Raw genomic sequence first — 20748 nt, 5'->3', positions numbered from 1 at the left:
GCCATCGGTCTCCGGTACGACGCCCCCTCGCGGACCGCCCTCCACGCCGCACGCGCGAAACCACGAGCCGCTCCTGCGCGTCCTTCCCGCTGTCCGGTAGTACCGCGGGGCGAGAGGGCCATCCATGCGTTTCCCCATCGACGTCCGGGAAGGCGACTGGTCCGTCGTCTCCCACGCGTCCTACGGCGCCCGGTTCTCCCGCGCCCTCGACACGATGATCGCGTCGGGGGAATTCGAGGGGGACCCCACGACCGGGCGGTGGCACGAGCTCGACCGGCGCACGGGTCAAGGCACCTTCACCCTCTCTGTCCCCGACGGCGACCGGACCACCCTGACCGTCGGCGATCTGACGGCCCGCTGCCTGGCCGAGGCGCGCCGCCTGGGCGCCGCGCGGCCCGGGCCCGTCGCCCCGGGCCGCGGATCACGCGGTCGAAGCCGCCGGCTCGACGAGTCCGTCCTCGGCGTGTGGCTTTCGGACGCCGCCACGGACGAGCGGCTTCTCGCCGGGCTCACCCTGGACCGGGCCGGGCTGCTCGACGGGGACCTGCTCGTCCTCTCCGTCGAGCACCCTGCCCGGGCCTCCTACGAGATGGGGGCTCCGCGCAACCCGGACCAGCTCTTCCGCTGGCTCCAGCTGGCGGAGAACTCCGCGGCGCCCTCGGGGGGGCCGCGCCTGTGGGGCGTCCTGCTCTACACCGACGCGGACGTGGAGCTCGCGACCTACGTGCGCACCCACTTCGACGACCTCAACGCCCTCTCCGGGCCGGCCACCCGGGTCTTCGTGGTGGAGCGCCGCGCAGACTGGTGGCAGGCGAAGAAGTACTGGCGCCGCCATCTGGAACCCGAGCTGTACCGCGTCATGTCGACGATGCACTGGCTCCGCTGGACGCCGTACGACCCCCAGGGCGCCTACGAGGTGGCGGCCCGGCTCGGACTGGTCCCCCAGGTGCTGCCCTGCCTGGTGTTCTTCCGGCCGCCCGGGGACGGCGAGGAGCACGAGAAAGTGGTGTTCCGGATCGAGCACACCTCGACGGCCTACTTCAGGACCCTCTTCGGGTCGGTGAACCGCGCTCTGCGGTCGGTGACTACCACCGTCCGGAGCCCCGAGGAGGCGGGCGCACGGGCGGCGCGGTACGGACCCACCTCCGAGCACGACCGGTACACCTCGCTCCTGCCCCGCACCGATACCGACGCTCCCGCCACCGACGCCGTGGAGAGCCTGCTCTCCTCCGGCCCGGCCACCGACGACACCGCCTTGCGGGCCGTCCGCGAGGCCGAGGCCTCGATCAAGGCGGAGCTGGCGAAGCTGGTGCCCCCGCCTCCCGGACTCACGGTCAGCAACAGCCTCGTCGTCCTCCCACGACCCGCAGGAGCCACAGTGCCCGACAACTTCTCCTTCCACGGCGAGCACACGACCTTCGTCAACCGCCCCCGGTCCACCGTCATCCGGGACTTCCAGAACACCTACGCCACCGCAGCCCACGCCGAGGACCTGACGGGGCTGCTCCGGCTCGTACTGGAGAGCCGCGACACGCCCGCGCCCGCCCGGGAGGAGGCCGCCGCCACCATCCACGACCTCGCCCGCCTCGGCGCGGAGCCGGAGCGAGACGTGCCGGCCACGACGGCCCGTCTCGAACGCCTGCGGACCCTGCTCGCCTCCAGCGCGGACATCGCCCAGCCGGCCCTGGCGATCCTCGCGTCCCTCGGCGCGTTCTTCGCCGGCTGAGCCCTGGCCACGGCTGAACACCCGCTGCCGGCCGTCGGCTGCCCCCCCCGCCCGGTGTGGCCGGCCGGGGAAGGGGACCCCGGTCACCCCGTTCCGCCCGGCCCCTCCGAGGAGCCGACCCGCGCCTACCCCCGCGCGCTCGCCATCAGGGAGGCCATCCGGGCAGCCGACGTGCCCAGCCCGGTCGGGCCCGCCACCTGCCCCCAGGGCGAACGGGCGGCCTGCTCCCTGCGCAGGTCCTCCTCGCGGTACCGGCGGCAGCCCCGGTGCCAGATCAGGATGCCCGCGAGCCAGTGCCGTAGCTCCTGCACATAGCCGGCGAGCACCTCACGCGCCTCCGCGTCCAGGGCGAAGTCGTCGTACAGCAGCGGAAGTTCCACCTCGGCGACGTGCTCGAACTGCTTCAGGCGCCCGTTCATCAGGTCGTGGATGATCGCCACCCCGGTCGGGTAGTCGACGCCGAAGAAGTTCTGCACGACCAGAACCCCGTTGTGGACCTCACCCTCGTACTCGATCTCCTTCTGGTAGGAGAACAGGTCGTTGAGGAGTGCCGCGTAGTCCGCCGCGGCGTTCTCCAGCGACCGCATCGGACCGCTGCGGTAGATCTCCGGCGGCACCTTCTTCCCGTGCGCCAGCCGGCACAGGGCCATCGTGAGGTCCGACCCGAAGGTCATGCGACGCATCTCGATGTAGTCCACCGGGTCGGGGATACGGTTCTGCGCCTGGTTCGCCAGCTCCCACAGCCAGCTCTCCGTCATCGACTCGATCGCGTACCGGAAGGCTTGCCGCCCCTCCTCGTCCATCGGGCCCGCGGTCCGTTGCCACAGGTCCCCGAGAGACCGTTCCAGCGCGTTGACCGGCTCCGGTACGCCCGTCGCCCTCCCGTCCAACGGCATGAAGAGCGACAGCCGTTCGTTGGCCAGCCGCGCCCCGGCCAGGTCACGGGTGCGTCCGTGCACCACCGGGAACCAGTCGTCACCGTACGTGCCCCAGGCCAGCCACGCCGAGGAGAGGTCCAGCTCCTCGGGCGAGGCGTCCGGATGGATGCCGGCCGCGCAGAGCGGGAGGTCGATCGCGACGATCCGGTCCTCGTCCCAGATGTGCGAGCCGGGCACACCCGGCTGCTCCTCCAGGATTCCCATCCGGCGCGCCCAGTCGACGATCCGCACCCTCGCCCCGTCCAGGTGGGGGCTGAGTGTGGTCCCGAACGGCAGGTGCAGGTCCGGAAGCAGGGACGGGCCGACCCGCTGGTGGGGCACATGACTGTGCCCCCGCAGCCGGGCGGTCTCCGAGCGGGGGGTGAAACGGATCGACGCGGCCGCCATGCCGAACGCGTCCGACATCCCCAGGCGCCCCGCGGCCGTTCCCGCCGCCCCGCCGTCGTTCATGTAGCGGCTGGAGCGCAGATGCCATTCGTGGCCGCCCGACTGCCAGTCCTGGAGGCCCTTGACGTACGCGAGGACGGCGGCGCTCTCCGCCGGCCCCAGCCCCTTGCTCGCGCAGAGCGGGCCGAGTTCGGTCAGGGCCGTGTTCTCGAACTGCTGAAGCCGGGAGGTGAGCAGGTCGTTGACCGCCTCGGCGGCCTCCTGCGTCGAACAGCCGAGGAATTTCTCCAGCACCAGGACGCCGTTGCTGTTCTCACCCTCGTCCTCGACCTCGCGCTGGTACGAGAAGAGGTCGTTGCGCAGGTGGACGCCGTCGGAGAAGGCGTCGCGCAGGACCCGCAGGGCGCGGGCGTCCGCCACCGCCTCGGGGACCTCGGCGCCCGCCGCGTACTCCACCAGCCCGGCCGACCAGGGGGCGCCTCCCACTTTGCGGCGCATCTCGATGTACTCGACGGGGTTGGCGATCCGCCCCTCGTTGATGTTCGCCAGCTCCCACAGGGACTCGTTGAGCAGGTTCTCGGTCGCCTCGGCGAACCTCGCCCGCCACGCGTCCGACATGCTCGGCACCGTACGCGCCCACAGGTCCGCGAGTCCCGCCTCGACCGGGTTGACCGGGTCGGGTGTCGCGGCGCCGCGCTCCATCGGCATGAAGGCGGGCAGCCGTTCGAGGTAGCGTTTCGCGCCGTCGCGGTCCGGGGTGCGCTTGAACAGTTCCAGGAAGTGGTCGTCGAAGAAGAACACCCACACGTACCAGTCGGTGACCAGCGACAGTGCCTCCGACGAGCAGTCGGGATGGGTGTACGCGCACAGCAGCGCGTAGTCGTGCGCGTCGAGGTCCCTCTCGTCCCAGATGCCGGACCCCTCCAGCATTCCCATTCCGCGCGCCCACTCTTTGGTATGCCGCCGCGCCTCCTGCAGGTGCGGGCTGAGCCGGGCCGGATACGGGACGTAGAAGTCCGGCAACGAGAAGGGCTGTGCCATGTGCGTCGGGCCTTTCCAGGAGACTCCGCGCGCCGTTCGCGCGGACCCGTCTTGCGCGCATGCACTACCCCTCGGCCATCCGGGTTACGCACACCGGTCATAAGTCGCATAATCACTACGGCTTCTCCCCGGTGGAGTAAAACTCCGGTAACGGAACCCGTCACATGCCCCGGCCGATCCTGCCCGTCGCAGGTCACAGCGCCTGCCAGTGGTCTGCACCACTGGTCCGTCCGCCGCCCGCCGCAATGGTCTTGACGTGCCGTCACCCGACATCGGAGAGTGTGCCGCCACGACGGTACGAGAGATCACTCACGGTCTGCCGTCCGGATCGGGCCGGGTCGGTGCCGGGCGCGCGAGCCCGGCACGATCCCCATGAGAGGCCCCGGCTCCACGGTCGGACACCGCACCGCGGAGTCCCGCTCCCAGAAGGGTTGTCATGACGTCGAAGAAGAGGTCCAGGCTCGCACTGGCGCTGGTCGCGGCCGGTGCGCTGAGCGCCGCCCTGCTCACCCCGGCCGCCCACGCCGACGGCGTGCGCCCCGAGTGCCCGCGCAGCCTCGCCTGCGACTGGGTCCCGGCCGCCTACCAGCAGACCGGCGACCCGGCCGACAAGCAGACATACGGCAACTACGACACCGCGGAACGGCCGAAGAGCAACGCGATCAAGTTCATCGTGCTGCACGACACCGAGGTCGACTTCGACGGGACCCTCAGGACCTTCCAGAACCCGCTCAACCAGACGTCCGCCCACTACGTCGTCCGTTCCTCGGACGGGCACGTCACCCAGATGGTCAAGAACAAGGACATCGCCTGGCAGGCCGGCAACTGGTACGTCAACACCCACTCCATCGGCATCGAGCAGGAAGGCTTCGCCGCCGACGGGGCGGCCTGGTACACCGACGCGATGTACCGCTCCACCGCGAAACTCGTCGCCCACCTCGCCAAGCGGTACGACATCCCGCTCGACCGGCAGCACATCCTCGGTCACGACGGCGTCCCGCCCACCAGCGCCGCCGGTACCATGGGCATGCACTGGGACCCGGGCCCCTACTGGGACTGGAACCGCTTCATGGCCCTGCTGGGCCGGGGAACCCGTCCCTCCGGCTCGAAGAAGAGCGAACTCATCACCGTCGCACCGGACTTCGGGCGGAACCAGCAGGAGTTCCGCGACTGCGAGAAGGGCGTGGACCTGCCGCTCCAGGGCAGCAGCGCCGTACCCCTGCGCACCGCGCCCTCCGCCGACGCCCCGCTCTTCTCCGACCCGGGCCTGCATCCGGACGGTTCGGCGGGCACCGACTGCGCCGCCGACTGGGGCAGCAAGATCAGCGCGAGCCAGCAAGCCGTCGTCGCCGAGCGGGTGCCCGGCTGGACGGCGATCTGGTGGTACGGCCAGAAAGCCTGGCTCAGCACTCCCGCCGGTACACGTGTCACCGCCCCCACCAGGGGCACTGTCGTCCGGCCGAAGGCGGGCCGCGCCGACGTCCCCGTCTACGGCGTCGCCTACCCGGACGCCGCCGACTACCCGGCCGGCTTCACGCCCCGGACCGGCTCCCCGCTCGTCTACACGATCAAGGCGGGACAGTCCTTCCCGGGCGGCGGCGAGGCACCCACCGGCTACTACTACGCGCCGACGATCGACGCCTCGGCCCCCTACGACCACACGTACTTCACCGGCGGACAGCAGTACCTCACCGTCCAGATCGGACATCGTGTCGGATTCGTGAAGGCGACCGACGTGGACGTGGTACACGTCGGCTGACGAGCCGTCCGCCGTCACAGCGCTCCTGTTCCGGCCAGGGAAAGCACGCGTACCCGGACACGACCGCGCGCCCGCGGGACGGTGTGTCGGCACCTCCCGCGAGCGCGCTCCCCCCGGGAGCCCGTCGGGCGACTCCCGACCGGACGGTCGAAGGTCACCCGACGGGCTCTGAGGGGTGGGGCCGGACTACCCCGGCCCCACCCTCGGTCAACGCGTGCCGACGGCCGCCCGTACGGCCCGGCGGGCCATGGCGCAGTCGTCGTGCAGCCGGCGCAGCAACAGCCGCTGCTCCTCGCCCGAGGACAGGACGCCCGGTCGGTCGTGCGTCGCCCCCGCCGGCCCCGGCTCCCGCATGGTCCGCTGGACGGCCGTCTCGTAGGTACGGATCTCTCGTGTCAGCACGAGCATCAGATTCACCAGGAACGCGTCCCTCGCGTCCGCTCCCCTTGACTGGGCCAGCTGGCTGATCTCACGCCGCGCCACCACGGCGTCCCGGCCCAGCACCGTCCAGAGCGTCGCCAGGTCGTACCCCGGGAGGTACCAGCCCGCGTGCTCCCAGTCCAGGAGGACGGGACCGGTGGGCGACAGCAGGATGTTGGAGAGCAGCGCGTCACCGTGGCAGAACTGGCCCATGCCCTGCCTGCCCCCGGCGAGGCCGTGCAGCAGCTTCTGCAGGTCGCCCAGGTCGCGATCGGTGAAGAACCCCAGCTCGTGGTAGCGGGAGATCCGCGAGGCGTAGTCCAGCGGGGCGTCGAAGAGCCCGACCGGCGGTCGCCACTCGTTGACCCGGCGGATGGCGCCCAGCACCTGGCGCAGATCCGTGCGGGGCGGCGGTTCCACGGGGTGGCGCGTCAGCGCCGCCACCCTCCCGGGCATCCGCTCGATCACCAGCGTGCAGTTCTCCGGGTCCGCCGCGATCAGCCGGGGCACCCTGACCGGAGGGCGGTGCCGGACGAACGAGCGGTACGCCGCTATCTCGTGCCGGAAGCGTTCGGTCCAGGCCGGCGAGTGATCGAGTAAGCACTTCGCCACCGCCGTGGTGCGGCCGGTCATGCCCACGATCAGCACGGAGCGTCCGCTGCGGCGCAGGACCTGGACCGGGTTGAACTCGGGGCAGATGCGCTGCACGGAGGCGATGGCCATGCGTACCTGTGCGCCCTGGGGACCCGACAAGTCGATTCTCCCGCTGAGCGGTTGGGTGCCCGGTCCCGCCGTCCGCCGGGGCCGCCCCAGACCCTGTACCGGAGTGCCGGAGAGGGGGGCGAGGTACGGTCCGCCTCCTGATCCCCTCGGACGGAGCGGCCGGGGCGGGGCGGACACGGAGGACGATGCTGTGTACATGGGCGAGACAGATCCCTTCGTGCGCCGACAAGTTGCGTGCACCACCCCGGCCGGCGGCCGTCCGGCACCCTGGGGAGTACCGAGGGCTGCCGGGCGGGGTGGCGCACTCCTACCTGACACCGCGACGCCCGTGGCAGTGCAGATGGCGGGCCCTGGCGAAGGGGTAGCGAATATGCGCACCGCATCTGACTCGGGGTTAGTGTGCAACTCAGCCGAGAACCTGGGGGCTTGACGTGACCGGAGAACCCAACACCCGTCTTTCCGATCTGTTCGGCATGGCCGGATGGTCCAAGGGAGAGCTCGCGAGGATGGTGAACCGGAAGGCAGCGGCCATGGGCCACTCCCAACTGGCGACCGACACCTCGCGCGTACGGCGCTGGATCGACATGGGGGAGTCCCCACGCGATCCCGTGCCGGAGGTGCTGGCGGCTCTGTTCACCGAGCGGCTCGGCCGTGTCGTGACCATCGAGGACCTCGGGTTCGGCCGACGCGGGCGCACGGGAAAACGACGGACCGCCGGGAAGGACGAGGATCCCGACGGCCTTTCGTGGGCGCCCGAACGGACGGCGGCGGTCCTCACCGAATTCACGGGAATGGACCTCATGCTCAACCGACGCGGCTTGGTGAGCGCGGGCGCCGCGCTCGCCGCTGGACCTGCCCTCACCGGCGCCATGAACGACTGGCTGCACGCCGATCCCGCTCCGGCGGCCGACGCGCCCCGAACCGACAGCTCCCTCCCCGCAGATCCGGCGGGGTTCGACCGCTACGACACCGCCCCCATCGGATCCGCCGAGGTCACCGCTCTGGAGAACTCGGTCGACATCTTCCGCAAGTGGGACGCCCAGCGCGGCGGCGGACTCCAGCGCAAGGCGGTGGTGGGCCAACTCAACGAAGTGGGGGGCCTGCTGGCGTACCGCCACCCCGCCGACCTCCAACAGCGCCTGTGGGGTGTGGCTGCCAACCTCGCCGTACTCGCCGGCTGGATGTCCCACGACGTCGGCCTCGAACCCACCGCCCAGAAGTACTTCGTCATCGCCGCCCACGCGGCGCGCGAAGGCGGCGACCGGCCGCGTGCCGGCGAGGCCCTGTCACGTGCCGCACGCCAGATGGTCCACCTGGGGCGTCCGGAGGAGGCACTCGATCTGATGAAACTCGCCCACTCCGGGGCGGGCGATGAGGCACTGCCGCGCACCCGCGCCATGCTCCACACCATCGAGGCGTGGGCGTACGCCTCGATGGGCCGCGGACAGGCGATGCGTCGCGCTCTGGGCGAGGCGGAGGAACTGTTCGTGTCGGACCGGAACGTCGAGAAGACGCCGGGCTGGATGCAGATGTTCGACGAGGCCGACCTCCACGGCATGCAGGCGCTCGCGTTCCGCACGCTGGCCGACCACGACCCCTCGGCGGCCGCCCTCGCGCAGCAGCACGCCAAGAAGGCCCTCGGGATGCGGAACGACGGCCGCCAGCGCTCCAAGCTCTTCGACTTCATCTCGCTCGCGTCGGCGTGCTTCATCGCCGGCGATCCGGAGCAGGCGGACACCTACGCCCGGCGGGCCCTGGTCTCCATGGGCGAGACCTCCTCGCACCGCACCTGGGACAGGCTGCGCCAGATGTACGACCTCACCGATCGGTACGTCGACGACCCGGCGATCCGCGATCTCCGCGAGGAACTCGAACTCGTGATGCCCCGGCAGGTCAGGAGGACGAGGAGGTCCGAGGCCTGAACTCCCGCGGGCCGTGCGAACCATTCGGCGGACCGGTGGCCTGCCCGGTGGGAGCGGGTGTCAGGTGTCGGTATCAGCCGGTGACGCGGGCGACCAGCACGCATCCCCCGGCCGGGCGCTCGGCCCCGCCCAGCTCTTCGGCGACGGTCCGTACGCACTCGGCTGCCGTGCGGGAACCGGAGAGCCGAGCGGCCAGCCCCAGCAGTTCGTCGGGGGCGGCGCCAAGGCCGGTGGCCGGCGCCAACCCGTCGGCGCGCAGCAGGAGCACATCGCCGGGAAGCAACCGTGCGGTCTCCTGCCCGTAGGTGACTCCCGGCGCGGCACCCAGAAGCACCCCCTCGGGAGGAACCAGCGGGGCCCCGGTGCCGTCACGGAACAGCAGGGGAGCGGGGTGCCCCGCCTGGGCCCAGGTGAGGAGGCCCGCCGAGGGGTCGAAGAACCCGCACAGAGCACTGCCCAGGGCCGGCTGGGCGGACGTCTGGACCAGTTGGTTGAGATGGGTCAGCAGTGCCCGGGGCTCGATGCCCGCCACGGCCATGCCCCGTAGCGCGCCCAGGACCATGGCCACGGTGGAGGCCGCGGGAATGCCGTGCCCGGTGAGACTGCCGACGGTGAGCAGGGTCCGGCCGTCCGGCAGCGTCATGGCGTCGTACCAGTCACCGCCGCTCGGGCCGCACGAGCGTGACGGCAGGAGTCGGGCGGCGACGTCCATGGCACCGGATCCGCCGCACGCGGGTGCCGGCGAGTCGTGCGGCGCCGGCAGCACGGCTTGGTGCAGTTCGGTCGCGATCCGGTGTTCGGCCCTCGCGATGTCGTCCTGCCGGTGCAGGGAGTCGCGCGTCCGGACTTCACGTTTCCGGCTGTCGTCCAGTGCACTGACGTCGCGCAGGACCGCCCACAGGGAGACCGTGCGGCCCTCGGAGTCGAGTACCGGCTCGCCCATGGCGTGCAGGGTCCGCATCCGGCCGTCAGGACGGCGGATGCGGAACTCGCCGTCCATGGGCTTTCCGTCGATCAGGCAGCTCGTGACCATGGAGGTGAGCAGGGGCTGGTCCTCGGGGACGAGCATGGTGGGCAGCTCGTCCAGGGAGAGCGGACCAGCGGCGGCGTCCCGCCCGAAGATCTCGTACAACTCGACGGACCATTCGACGCCGTCGTCGAGCAGGTTCCACTCGGCGCTGCCCGCCCGGCCCGACAGGGGGCCCTGCTCCTCGTCGGCCGGAGCGGTGTCCGGGACCGGCGGGGGCGGTCCCTCCCTGAGCTGCCCGAGGCGGGCGCCGAGGTCGTCGAGATGGTGGGCGGCGAGTTCGCAGAGCGCGCGCTGCCAGCGCTGCTGCGGGTCGTCCTCGTCGATGGCCACCGCGGTCCGGCACACCGAGTCGAGGTCTCCGCGCAGTCGGCGTGCGCGGTCGATCATCGCGTCGACGGCGTTCCGCTCGGACGGTCGTGCCGCCGGGCGGTCCGCGAAGAGGGGGGACGGCATCTCGAACTCCGATACAGACGCTGCTGCCGGTTCTCGGGGTGGAACGGGAGGGGAACCGAGGATGACTGTGGCACAGGGGAGTGGGGCTCGTAAGGGGTTTGGCGACACTTGTGGCGTTCTTGCGTATGGCATATGCCAGCGGCTGAAGCGCAGAGTTGTTTCTCGAACGCCCTTTCGCGGATGAGGTGTTGATCGGACGTGTGGGTCCGGAGCGGACTGAGCCGTCGAGGGAAGCGGGGTGGTGGCGCGCCCCGGGAGAGCGGGTTCCGGCCCTGCCGGGAGGACCTCCGGAGGGCGGGAATGCGGTGCTGGTTGCTCGTGTTACGTCACCAGAATGAAAACGACATCCATCCCGCTCAAGCGGGAGACGGAGTCGCCCAGTGGAGGAGGCACTCGTGGCACGCAGTGAACTCAGGCCGGTCGTCACCCTCCGGTCCACGGCGGGGACCGGGCATGGCTACGTCACGCGCAAGAACCGCCGCAACGACCCGGACCGGCTGGAACTTCGGAAGTTCGACCCGGTCGCCGGCCACCACGTGGTCTTCCGCGAGGCCCGCTGATCCGGGCGCCCCACCGGCACCTCCGGTGTGCCCGTACCGGGTGATCCGCCCGCATCGAGCGGCCCAAGCGCGGGGACACGTGACGACTCGCACCGACCACCGCCCCGAGGAAGGAACATTCTCATGAAGCAGCACATTCACCCCGCCACCCGTTCCGTCGTCTTCCGCGACCGGGCCGCCGGTGTGGCGTTCCTGACCCGCTCGACCGCCGACGCGACCGAGCGGGTGGAGTGGGAGGACGGCCGGAGCTATCCGGTGGTCGATGTCGAGACCTCGTCCGCGAGCCACCCGTTCTACACCGGCAGCCGGCAGGTGCTGGACACGGCCGGCAGGATCGACCGGTTCCGCCGCCGCTACGGCAACCTGGCGGCCGGACACTGACGAGCCGCCCCCGGGCCGTGTACCGAAAGTCCCGCCTGCCGGCCCCTCAGACGGACGGCGCTACGTCGAAACCGCCCTCGGGCCCGGGGCGCTCGTCGGGCCGACGGGTGCCCCGGATCACACCCGGGGACCCGGAGGTCCGGGAACACCCGGGTGTGGTTTATCGTTCATCTATACGTGGTGCGAGGGGGACAGTGTCCCCGGGCCTCACCTTTCGCCCACGGGGAAGATCGTTCGGCTGAAGCCCCGTGGAGCAACCCGCCGAGAGGCGACCGCCCCTCGTACCTCATGAACGGCCCCGGCCGGATTCCCCCGATCCGGCCGGGGCTTTTTGCCGCCCGGGAGTGAGCAGCGCCGGGGCGGCGCCCGCTCCGGCGAGAGGCGGTTCAGCCGCGAGGCCGCCCGCGCCGCCGGGCGTCAGCCGAGGGGCTGCCCGCGCCGCCCGGCCGTCTCCAGGACCAGCGCCCCCAGGGCGGCGAGCACCGCCACGGACGCGGCACCCGGCGGCCACCACCGAGCCGCCGCGGCGGCCATCGCGGCACCGGCCACCACGGCGGCCAGCCGGCCGACCACCTCGATGTCGTCCCGGACCGGCCGGCCGAGTGCCAGCCGCCCCGACAGCGAGGTCAGCGTCCCGGTGAAGTAGTTGGTCGGGGTCACCCGGACCATCCCCTGGATTCCCATGGCCACCGCCACGACGGCGAGCAGCCCGGTCCGGTCCGCCCCCGAGGTGACGAGCCCCACCCCCCAGGCGGTCGCGGCCGCACCCAGCAGGACCGCCTCGGCCAGCAGCAGGCCCGCCACCGGCCAACCCCACCGCCGGGCCATCAGTGCGCCGCACCCGGCCCCGGCCACGTACGACACCAGCGCCGCGCAGACACGCGGGGCGGAGCCCTCGTCGCCCGCTCCCGTCGCCGCCGCGCCCAGGAGTACGAGATTTCCGGTCATCACGCCCGCGAAGACCTGCCCGGCGCAGAGGAAGACGAACGCGTCGGCCGCCCCGGACGCCGCGGAGAGCAGCAGCAGGGCCCAGGCGACACGACCGGTCGAGGAGAGGGAGGAGGACACACCGGGCATTCTCGGCGTGTCCCCGCCCGGACACCGTGTACCCCCGTACCCGGGCGCGCCGGGACGCCGCGCGTCCCGCTCCGACCCGGCGGGCGCGTCGTGTGACGGCCGTGCGCGTCCCCGGCGACTCGTCGGTGACGCGCACGGCCCTGCGTGCGGGGGCCCGGTCAGCCGGCCGCGCGCGGGACCACCGTGGACAGTACGTCGGTCAACGCGTGCCAGTCCGCCGAGATGATGCTGGCGTGCTTCCCGGCGAGGAGGGCGAGCCGGTCCAGGGCCTGGGTGGACGTCGGGTTGGTGCCGTCGATGGCGGGCGCCACGTTGTGCGCGTCCGTCATCAGCACCAGGTACTTGTTGCGGGCGTACCAGGCGGTGTCGATGGAACCGCCCGCGTACGCGGAGGCGTCCCCGTCGAAGATCACGAACCACGGCCGGACGGACGCGTCGGTGTACCGCGTGCGGGGGTCACCGGCCTGCGCCGTGTGCACGGCGGGGAAGGCCGAGGCCTCGCGCAGCCGGCCCGCCGCCGCGAGGTCGCGCAGCCGGGTGGCGTACTCGCGGTCGGTCCACATGGTGTCGAGCGGGTTGCCCTCCTCGACCGTGCCCGGGATCAGCTCGACCAGGAAACGGCCCGCCAGCGCGTCGCGCGTGGGCCATCCCCCGGCGGTGACGGCTTCGTCGAGGGTGGCGTGCGAGCCGACGAGGTCGGCCGGGCGGTACAGCGCGTCGCCGAGCTTCGCCGTGAGCAGCGCGTCCAGTTCGGCCGGACCGCGGCCGCTCGTGCCGAGAAACCCGTCCTTGAGTTCGACCTTCAGCACGATGGGCCGGTGTCCCGGGTGGGCGTCGTGCCAGGCGCGGATGTCGGAGAGGCAGCCGGAGAGATTCTGGTTGCGCGGCTTGCTGCGCAGTACGGCGGCGCTCGCCGCGTTCTCGCAGTTGTTGTCATTGCCGAGCGGGTTGCTGTGGGACACCCGCCACGAGCTGCCGAACGCGTTGGTCCACACGTCGAGTTCGAGCATCGCCGCACCGGAATCGAGCGCGTCGGCGAAGTAGGTGTAGGTCGACTTCTCGTACGCGTTGTGCACCCCGACGCCGGTCGTCGCGGCGTACGAGCTGCCGCCCTGGCCCGTGGCGGACTGCGCGCTGCCGGCCGAGACCGCCACGCAGAACAACCCGGCCGCGGCGGCCATTGCCCATCTGTGCCATCCCTGCTTCATGGACCCTCACCCTCACCCGCGTCGTCGGTTGATGCGAACGCGTCAACCAGAAGCACGATAGGAGGCGCGGATGACTCTCAGAAGTACGCGAACCGGCCGTCCGGGGAGCACCGGCTGTCTTCGGGGAAGCTGCGTCGGGCATCCGGTGCCACGACGTGCGGGGGAGCGGCGTGCGGGGAGTGGGACGCGGCCGGGTCACGCCGTCCCGTCGAGGCCGGTCGCATAGTGCTCGATCGCGGCGCGGTACCGCCTCACGTAAGGGTCTTCGCTGGTCGACGCGACGAGCCGCAGCAGAAGGCCCATCGCCTCGTGGTGTTCACCGGTGTTGTACAGCGCCATCGCCAGGAAGGTGTGGAGCGCGCCGTCGTCGGGGAACTCCGCCACCCCCTGCCGCAGCGTCTCGACCGCCTGACCGTATCTGCCGAGCACCCGATAGGTGCTGCCGAGGCCGACGAGCGCGCCCCGCCGGTCCTCCTCGCCGAGGTGCCCGCCCGACAGGCAGCGCTCGTAGTACGCCACCGCCTCGGCCTCGAGGCCGAGAACGTCGTGCACCCACGCCGTCTGGTACGCGACTTCCCCGTCCTCCGGGAACCTCGCGGTCAGGGCGAGCAGTCGTTCCCGGGCCTCTTCCGGACGGCCCTCCGTACGCAGCCGCACGGCGTCGGCCAGCAGTTCGTCCCGCTTCGGTTTCGGTGCGCTCATGGTCGACATGGTGGCAGGCGCCCGCGAACCGTCGTCGCGCGCCCCTCCGGGCTCGCCGGGCGAGGCGGCGGACCGCCGCCTCCCGGCGTCAGGGACCGGCGCGCGGGCGCCTGAACGCATTCCGTCGGGAGGCGCGGCCCGTCCCGGGTGTGACGGGGCGGGGCCGGGGCATCCGAGGGCCATGACCGCTGACGCGAACCGCACTGTGCGGAAGAGAAATTGGGCGCACACACTGCTGCGCGCCGGCATTCTTGTGGTGGCCTTCGTGGGCCTCGTCGCCTTCTCCGTCGTCCTGGCGAAGGTGACACTCACGCCGTCACCCGCCTCGGCGGGGATCGCCCATTCGAACATGACCCCCGGACGCTCGCTCCGGCAGTACGCCGAGGACTACACCTTCCTCGCCGCCTGCAAGCAGGCCGGCGGGAACATCCTGCTCGGTGCCCCCTTCGGAGTGCTGATCCCGGTGCTGGTGCCGCGCAGGCTCAGGATGCTGCGCATGATCCTGCTGACCATCGTGGTCATGGTGGTCGTGGAGCTGACCCAGGGTGCCGTCGTGGAGGGCCGGGCCTTCGACATCGACGACGTGATCCTGAACACGACCGGTGCGCTGCTCGGTTACCTGTTCGTGGGGCGCCGGATCAGCCACCACTTCCACGCGTTCGCGAAGTTCTACCCCGAGCCTTCCCCGGCGGCCGCCCCGGTCACCGAGGACCCCACGTCCGGCCGCCGGCCGACCGGCCGTGCCGGCTTCAAGGAGAGGGTGGCGACCGCGAGGGCGGGCACGTCCCGCACCGCGCATGCGCGAGCCGCGGACGAGGGGGGACGGGCCGGGAAGGCGCCGGCAACCGCTCCGGTGAAGCGCTCCCTGAAGGCGCCGGCCGAGGCCGGGAACGCCGGGGCAGCGCGGTCCGGAGGCGGGCGCACGCTGCTGGAAAGGCTCCGCAACCGCTGACCGGGGCGGCAGGGCGTCCCGGTCAGCGGTGACCGCGGCATGTGAGGTGCCGCGGAGCCCGCGTGCCGTGCTCGCGGACCGTCACGCTCGTGTCGGGACCCGCGGCGGTCGGACGGGCCGTGCCGCCCCAGCCGTTGCGGGAGGTGCCGATCAGCATGCCGATCTTGGAGTCGAAGCCGACCGAGACCAGCTTGTCCCGGAAGGGCGTAGCCGAAGCCCTGCACGTAGTTGCCGTCGGCCTTCATCACGTCGCAGTTCGCCGTGGCGGTGTTGCGCGGAGCTCGGGCCGGACGACCTGCCCCGCTACAAGTCCGAGTACATCGACCCGATCGCGGCGATCCTGAAGGACTCGAAGTACGCGAGGCTGCGCATCGTCACCACCGTCGAGATCGGCTCCCTGCCCACCCTGGTCACCAACACCTCGGGCCACCGTTCGAGGCGAGCGCGGCGCAGTCGCGGCCGGGAAGGCCGAGCCTGGCGAGCGGGACGACCATCTCGCGGCTGCCCTACACCGGTGGGTTGGTTGGCCACCGGTGTAGGGCGCGAGCGGATCGGGGGATCCGCCGGTCGGTCGGCCCTGTGGGGTCCGGCGGGTCGGGCCAAGGGATCTGGCGGGCCGGGTCCGGGTCCGGGTCCGGGTCCGCTCAGGGTGTACCGCTGAGCGTGAACGCCCGCACAGTGAGGCGGCGTTGAGGCCTGCGGCCATATCGAGAAAGCCGTCTCGGGGGACTCTCAACCGCTGCGCGCGATCGGCCGGGAGCGATCCGTTCCGCGATTCGTCGGGCGTGGTCGCGGTCCCGCCGGACCGCGACCACTGGACGTACCCGCCCCCGATCGCCCCGCTCACCCGGCCGCCCGGCCGCCCGGGAGATCATCGAGTCCCAACCATGGGCAGGTGTACCGAGTTGGTCTGTCGGGAGGCATCCCGGAAGTAGCCTTGCCCCGGTCGGCGACGGAGTGGTGCGCCGTGCGGAGAGGGTTCGATCCGGAAGCCCGGGCCGCGGGTTCGGCGACTGAGCCGACCGTGGCCGGAACCGCTCCGTGGCGGAAGGCGACCTGCGTACCGCAGGTGAACGGAAAGCGGAGGATGGTGCGTGGGCGACCCCTGTCAGGCCGGGCGTAACCCCTACGGCACACCGACTGATGGAACCGCTCCCACTGGTCGGCCATGACGTTAGAACGTCAACTGGTGTCGGTCAACAGGCCAGTTCTGAACTCGGTCAATCGAATTTATTCGACTCTTCACGTCTCTTGACTCCGATTTTCCGCCTCCCCATGCTGGGAGCGCTCCCACTGGTTCAAGTCTTGTGCTCCATTCCCGCACGTTCCAGCTCATCCGTCATGATCGTCAGAGCCACGAGGAGGAACCCGCGCATGCCACCGGGACGCCCACGCAGCACATGGGCATCAGAGAGCCCCGGGGGAACGGGGAACCCAGGTGAAAGCGGAACGCGATCAGGCGGGCCCTGGGCCGGGCCCGCGAGAGCTTTCCGTCTCTCCCTGAGGATGACGGCCGTGGCCGGAACACAGGTGCGGGTGGCCTCCGCCCAGTGCGGGGCCGGCCACAGGACCAACGAATGGGGCACGGGCCGTACCTTGGCCGAAGGCGCAGGTCTGACCGGGAGGCGGAGCCGCCCCGGTCTTCCCCCACCGCTGGTTCTGGGCCCAGTCCGACATCACACTCGTCCGATACCGCACTCGCCCTGGGAGCGTACCGATCTCCCGGAGTGAGTGATCCGAGCAGGCGGGGGTGCGGGTTGAACGGGACGCCCCGCACCTCCGCCGTTCCACCCCCCGGCGGGCCCGCCCCTGGCCCGCCGGGGACACCCGTTCGGACCCCGGCGTATTGCCCCGCCGAGTGCGCCGCGCCAGGTTGGCGGTGACGTCCACCGAGCCGGAGACGCTCACGTCACCGCCGAGGAGGAGCGCATGGGCGACGGCCAGTGGAGCACGGGCCACGTCTCACCCGGGGTGCCGGAGTTTCAGCCCGTCCTGGACGTCGTGGAGCCCGTGCGGCAGCGCAGGCTCACCGTGCTGCTCCGGCTCCTGCTCCTGCTGCCGCACTTCGTCGTCCTCTTCTTCCTCTCGGTCGTGGCGGTCGTCATGGTCGTCGTGGGCTGGTTCTCGGCGCTCGTCCTCGGCCGCCTGCCCGAACCCGTCTTCCGCTTCCTCGCCGGACGGCTCGGTTACCAGACGCGCGTCCTCGCCAACGAGATGCTGCTGGTGGACCGTTACCCGCCCTTCTCCTTCCGGCCGCCGGGGGACTATCCCGTGCGCGTCGAGGTGCGCCCCACCGAACTCAACCGGCTCGCCGTCCTCTTCCGGCTGCTCCTGATGATTCCCGCACTGGTCGTCCAGGCGCTCGCCGTCACGGGCTGGTTCTCCCTCTCCTTCGTCTGGTGGCTCGTCACCCTGATCCTCGGCCGGATGCCGAAGCCCCTGTTCGAGGCCACCGCCGCCACCCTGCGTTACCAGATGCGGTTCGAGGCCTACGCGTCGATGCTCACCCCCGCGTACCCCAAAGGCCTCTTCGGCGACGACGGCCTCCTCGTCGTCCCGTACGGCACCGGCTCCTCCACCCGCCCTCTGATCATGAGCCGGGCGGGCGGGATGTTCGTCGTCCTCTTCCTCGTGCTCGGTCTCGCGAGCAGCGTCACCTGGTCCACCACCTCGTACGACGACGAGCCCTCGGACACCTACCGGCTGCACAAGGAGCCTGCCGGGAACGGGGGGCGAGATCCGGGCCGCCCCGGGGCATCACCGCCCCATGACGTGGACAGCACCTGAACCGGCACCCGTCACCGACGCCCTGAACGCCCCGGAGCGCGAGACCCTGACCTCTTTCCTTCACTCCTACCGCTCCGGCCTGCTGCACAAGTGCGCCGGGCTGACCGGCGAGCAGCCGGCCGGGCAGACCACCGAACCCTCCAACCTCAGCCTGCTCGGCCGCGTACGGCACATAACCAAGGTCGAACGGACCTGGTTCCGCGAGCGGTTCGCCGGCCAGGACCTGCGCCCGATGTACGACCCGGCCAAGGGCGAGGACTCCGATTTCGAGGACCTCGCCCCCGAGCGCGCCGAGGAGGACTACGCACGGCTGCTGGAGGAGATCCGGCTGGGGGACGAGGTGATCGCCGCCGCATCGCTCGATGACACCTTCGTCCATCGGGGGGAGAAGTACTCACTTCGGCTGATTCACGTCCACCTCATTGCCGAGTACGCCCGGCACGCCGGCCACGCCGACCTGCTGCGGGAGCGGCTGGACGGTGTGACCGGCAGCCGAAACCCGTACGACTCTCAGCCGAAAGACCGGAGTTGGGGGCGTGCAGGGGGACTGAACCGGCGCGTACGGGTCACACGAACGGTATGACGTCCACCGGTACGGAACCAGACAGCTTCGAGCGGCACGGTGACGGGCCCGCCGCCCGCCCGGCCGCGAAGAAGCGGGGATGGGCCAAGGCCCTCGGCATCTGCGCCGTGGTCCTGGCCCTGCTCTTCGCGGGCACCCGGCTCAGCCTCGTGCCGGGCCTGGGCGACATCTTCGGCGAGCGCACCAATGACCGGTCGGGGCCCGCCGTGCTCAAGTCGATCCAGGACATGAGCGCGTACGAGGCCGCCTCCGGCAACTTCCAGGTCATCGTCGACTTGGAGAAGGACGCCAAGTTCCTCCCCGACGCGGTCCGGGGGACGCGCACCCTGTACGTGGGCGCGGGCACGGTCGGTGCCTCCGTGGACCTCGGCAAGGTCGCCGAGGACGGGGTCGTCGTCAACGAGGACCGGACGGAGGCCACGCTCACCCTGCCGCACGCCGTCCTCGGCAAACCCGCCCTCGACCCCGACCGGTCCTACTCGGTCTCCAAGCAGCGCGGTCTGCTGGACCGCCTCGGCGACTTCTTCTCGGACAACCCCGGCAGCGAGCAGGCGGTCAACAAGCTCGCGGCCAAGCACATCGGTGAGGCGGCGAAGGAGAGCGGACTCACCGGCCGGGCCGAGAAGAACACCGCGAACATGCTCAAGGGCCTGCTCACCTCGCTCGGATTCACGAAGGTCACCGTCACCTTCGGGACCCCCGGGAGCTCCTGAGGGCTGACGGCCGGAGCGTGAGATGCTGAGCGGCGTGATGAGCGAAACCGGTGAACCACGTAAAGGACTCTTCCTCCGGGACGACTTGGAGGAGGCGGACGTGGTGAGGGCCCACCGCGAGGCACTCCGTGTCCTGCGGGACAGCATCGAGACCGCTCACTTCGATGCCTACAGCGATGAACCGTGGCCGCAGGACGTGGTGGCTGCTTACGAGTACGCGTTGTCGATGGCCGAGAGGGACGTGGCCGGGGGCGCCCGTCGCCCGAAGGGCGACTTCCGGATGGGAATCGACGTCGACGTCCGCGACGACACGCAGTTCGAGGTCCTGCTGGCCCTGGCCCCCTTCACGATTCACGCGGAGGGGCGCCGAGGGAGCGAGGAGATCTTCAGCGCGAGCGACACGGGCACAGCCCTGTGGATCGCTGTCTCGGCAGAGCAGGAGGCGCTGCTCATGTCACGGCTCGCCGCGCAGGGCGTACCGGACACGGTGTTCACGGGCCGGCCCCGGAAGCGCCCGGGCCTGCTCGCCCGGTGGTCAAGGCGCCGGAGCGCGTAGGGACAGGGCGACTCGGCACGGCCCCACGCCACGCCGGTCGTCGAAGACGCCCGGGTGCTTCGGTCACGGCCCCGGTCCAGCGCAGATCGCGCATCGTCCCTCCGTCTTCGTGACGGCCTTACGTCGTCAACCGTGGGGCGTGGGGGACATCGGTCGCACTCCTGTTCGGTGGGGAGTGAAATCCTGCCGGAGGGCCGTGGTGCGCTCCGGTGGCCCGCTTGCCAGAGTGGACGCATGAACACTTCAGATCTGCTGACCGATGCCTTCGGCCGGGTGCGGGAAGCGGTGCACGCGGCGGTCGAGGGGCTCACCACCGATGAACTCAACGCCCGGACCGACGAGGGGGCCAACTCCATCGCCTGGCTCGTCTGGCACCTGACCCGGGTCCAGGACGACCACGTCGCGGACGCCTCGGGCAAGGAGCAGGTCTGGTTCACCGAGGGCTGGGCCGACCTGTTCGACCTTCCCTTCGACCGTGCGGCGACCGGATACGGACATACCGGCGAGGAGGTCGGAGCCGTGCGGGTCGCCTCCGCCGATCTGCTGCTCGGGTACCACGATGCCGTCCACGCGCGCACTCTGTCCTTCGTCGACGGACTCACCGGTAAGGCGCTGGACCGGATCGTCGACGAGGCGTGGTCACCGCCCGTGACTCTCGGCGTCCGGCTCGTCAGCGTGGTGGCCGACGACCTCCAGCACGCCGGCCAGGCTGCCTTCGTACGTGGAGCGCTCAGACGGGCGGAAGGAGGGTGATCGATCGCCCGGCCTGGAGGAAGACCAGGTCGGAGGCGTGCGTGGCTCCCACTTCGTACACCGGTGCGAGCTTCGGG

16 protein-coding genes and 2 pseudogenes are annotated in these 20748 nt (G+C 71.2%); 12 read left to right on the top strand and 6 right to left on the bottom strand.

What is annotated here, in order from left to right; genetic code table 11:
- Positions 1 to 124 precede the first annotated feature (124 nt).
- Entirely contained in the window at positions 125 to 1726 is a 1602-nt protein-coding gene (locus ACFYPN_RS22270) for a hypothetical protein (RefSeq protein WP_389300391.1), read from the top strand.
- Between the two features lie 125 nt (positions 1727 to 1851).
- On the opposite strand, the gene ACFYPN_RS22265 is transcribed toward ACFYPN_RS22270, so the two are convergent.
- Positions 1852 to 4092: a germacradienol/geosmin synthase gene (locus tag ACFYPN_RS22265; protein WP_358766162.1), complete on the bottom strand. Its 2241-nt coding sequence runs from the start codon at positions 4090 to 4092 to the stop codon at positions 1852 to 1854.
- Positions 4093 to 4528: 436 nt separating this feature from the next.
- Here ACFYPN_RS22265 and ACFYPN_RS22260 point away from each other — a divergent pair, with 436 nt between their 5' ends.
- Positions 4529 to 5851, top strand: a complete 1323-nt coding sequence (locus tag ACFYPN_RS22260) for an N-acetylmuramoyl-L-alanine amidase (RefSeq protein WP_389300388.1) — start codon at positions 4529 to 4531, stop codon at positions 5849 to 5851.
- A 207-nt stretch (positions 5852 to 6058) separates the two neighbouring features.
- On the opposite strand, the gene ACFYPN_RS22255 is transcribed toward ACFYPN_RS22260, so the two are convergent.
- On the bottom strand, positions 6059 to 7192 hold the full coding sequence (locus ACFYPN_RS22255) for an aminoglycoside phosphotransferase family protein (RefSeq protein WP_358766166.1): 1134 nt from the start codon (positions 7190 to 7192) through the stop codon (positions 6059 to 6061).
- Between the two features lie 233 nt (positions 7193 to 7425).
- On the opposite strand from ACFYPN_RS22255, the gene ACFYPN_RS22250 reads away from it, so the two are divergent.
- On the top strand, positions 7426 to 8916 hold the full coding sequence (locus ACFYPN_RS22250) for a hypothetical protein (protein WP_389300385.1): 1491 nt from the start codon (positions 7426 to 7428) through the stop codon (positions 8914 to 8916).
- A gap of 73 nt (positions 8917 to 8989) precedes the next feature.
- On the opposite strand, the gene ACFYPN_RS22245 is transcribed toward ACFYPN_RS22250, so the two are convergent.
- Positions 8990 to 10399: a PP2C family protein-serine/threonine phosphatase gene (locus tag ACFYPN_RS22245; RefSeq protein ID WP_389300382.1), complete on the bottom strand. Its 1410-nt coding sequence runs from the start codon at positions 10397 to 10399 to the stop codon at positions 8990 to 8992.
- Between the two features lie 395 nt (positions 10400 to 10794).
- Between ACFYPN_RS22245 and rpmG the strand changes: the two genes are divergently transcribed.
- Both rpmG and ACFYPN_RS22235 read left to right on the top strand, forming a co-directional pair.
- Positions 10795 to 10959, top strand: coding sequence for a 50S ribosomal protein L33 (rpmG, locus tag ACFYPN_RS22240; protein WP_358763868.1), 165 nt, complete (start codon positions 10795 to 10797; stop codon positions 10957 to 10959).
- A 123-nt stretch (positions 10960 to 11082) separates the two neighbouring features.
- A complete protein-coding gene (locus ACFYPN_RS22235) occupies positions 11083 to 11340 on the top strand; it encodes a type B 50S ribosomal protein L31 (protein ID WP_358763869.1) in 258 nt (85 codons plus the stop codon).
- 294 nt (positions 11341 to 11634) lie between these two features.
- Here ACFYPN_RS22235 and ACFYPN_RS22230 read toward each other — a convergent pair.
- The 3 genes and pseudogenes from ACFYPN_RS22230 to ACFYPN_RS22220 all read right to left on the bottom strand — a co-directional run.
- Positions 11635 to 12417 (bottom strand): annotated as a pseudogene (locus tag ACFYPN_RS22230) (YoaK family protein); the annotation flags it as partial.
- Positions 12418 to 12575: 158 nt separating this feature from the next.
- Entirely contained in the window at positions 12576 to 13598 is a 1023-nt protein-coding gene (locus ACFYPN_RS22225; RefSeq protein WP_389300380.1) for a phosphatidylinositol-specific phospholipase C domain-containing protein, read from the bottom strand.
- Positions 13599 to 13820: 222 nt separating this feature from the next.
- A complete protein-coding gene (locus ACFYPN_RS22220) occupies positions 13821 to 14327 on the bottom strand; it encodes a tetratricopeptide repeat protein (RefSeq protein WP_358763872.1) in 507 nt (168 codons plus the stop codon).
- A 181-nt stretch (positions 14328 to 14508) separates the two neighbouring features.
- Here ACFYPN_RS22220 and ACFYPN_RS22215 point away from each other — a divergent pair, with 181 nt between their 5' ends.
- The 7 genes and pseudogenes from ACFYPN_RS22215 (at position 14509) to ACFYPN_RS22185 (ending at position 20671) form a co-directional block, all read left to right on the top strand.
- The gene (locus tag ACFYPN_RS22215; protein ID WP_358763873.1) at positions 14509 to 15279 is read left to right on the top strand and encodes a VanZ family protein; all 771 of its coding nucleotides are present in this window, start codon (positions 14509 to 14511) and stop codon (positions 15277 to 15279) included.
- Positions 15280 to 15307: 28 nt separating this feature from the next.
- Entirely contained in the window at positions 15308 to 15940 is a 633-nt protein-coding gene (locus tag ACFYPN_RS22210; RefSeq protein ID WP_389300375.1) for a glycoside hydrolase family 6 protein, read from the top strand.
- 1268 nt (positions 15941 to 17208) lie between these two features.
- Entirely contained in the window at positions 17209 to 18066 is an 858-nt protein-coding gene (locus ACFYPN_RS22205; RefSeq protein ID WP_358763874.1) for a DUF4389 domain-containing protein, read from the top strand.
- Positions 18047 to 18559: pseudogene (locus tag ACFYPN_RS22200) on the top strand (DinB family protein); the annotation flags it as partial. The gene ACFYPN_RS22205 and the pseudogene ACFYPN_RS22200, both read left to right, overlap by 20 nt.
- Positions 18560 to 18645: 86 nt before the next feature.
- The gene (locus ACFYPN_RS22195) at positions 18646 to 19362 is read left to right on the top strand and encodes a DUF4230 domain-containing protein (protein ID WP_358763875.1); all 717 of its coding nucleotides are present in this window, start codon (positions 18646 to 18648) and stop codon (positions 19360 to 19362) included.
- Between the two features lie 34 nt (positions 19363 to 19396).
- Entirely contained in the window at positions 19397 to 19918 is a 522-nt protein-coding gene (locus ACFYPN_RS22190) for a hypothetical protein (RefSeq protein ID WP_358763876.1), read from the top strand.
- 234 nt (positions 19919 to 20152) lie between these two features.
- Entirely contained in the window at positions 20153 to 20671 is a 519-nt protein-coding gene (locus ACFYPN_RS22185) for a DinB family protein (protein WP_358763877.1), read from the top strand.
- Positions 20672 to 20748: the final 77 nt, after the last annotated feature.

Origin of the sequence: Streptomyces sp. NPDC005576, from assembly GCF_042871745.1 — a bacterium.
Classification (GTDB): domain Bacteria; phylum Actinomycetota; class Actinomycetes; order Streptomycetales; family Streptomycetaceae; genus Streptomyces.
The sequence above is the reverse complement of the archived record's forward strand: the minus strand, read 5'-3'. Positions and strand labels throughout refer to the sequence as shown.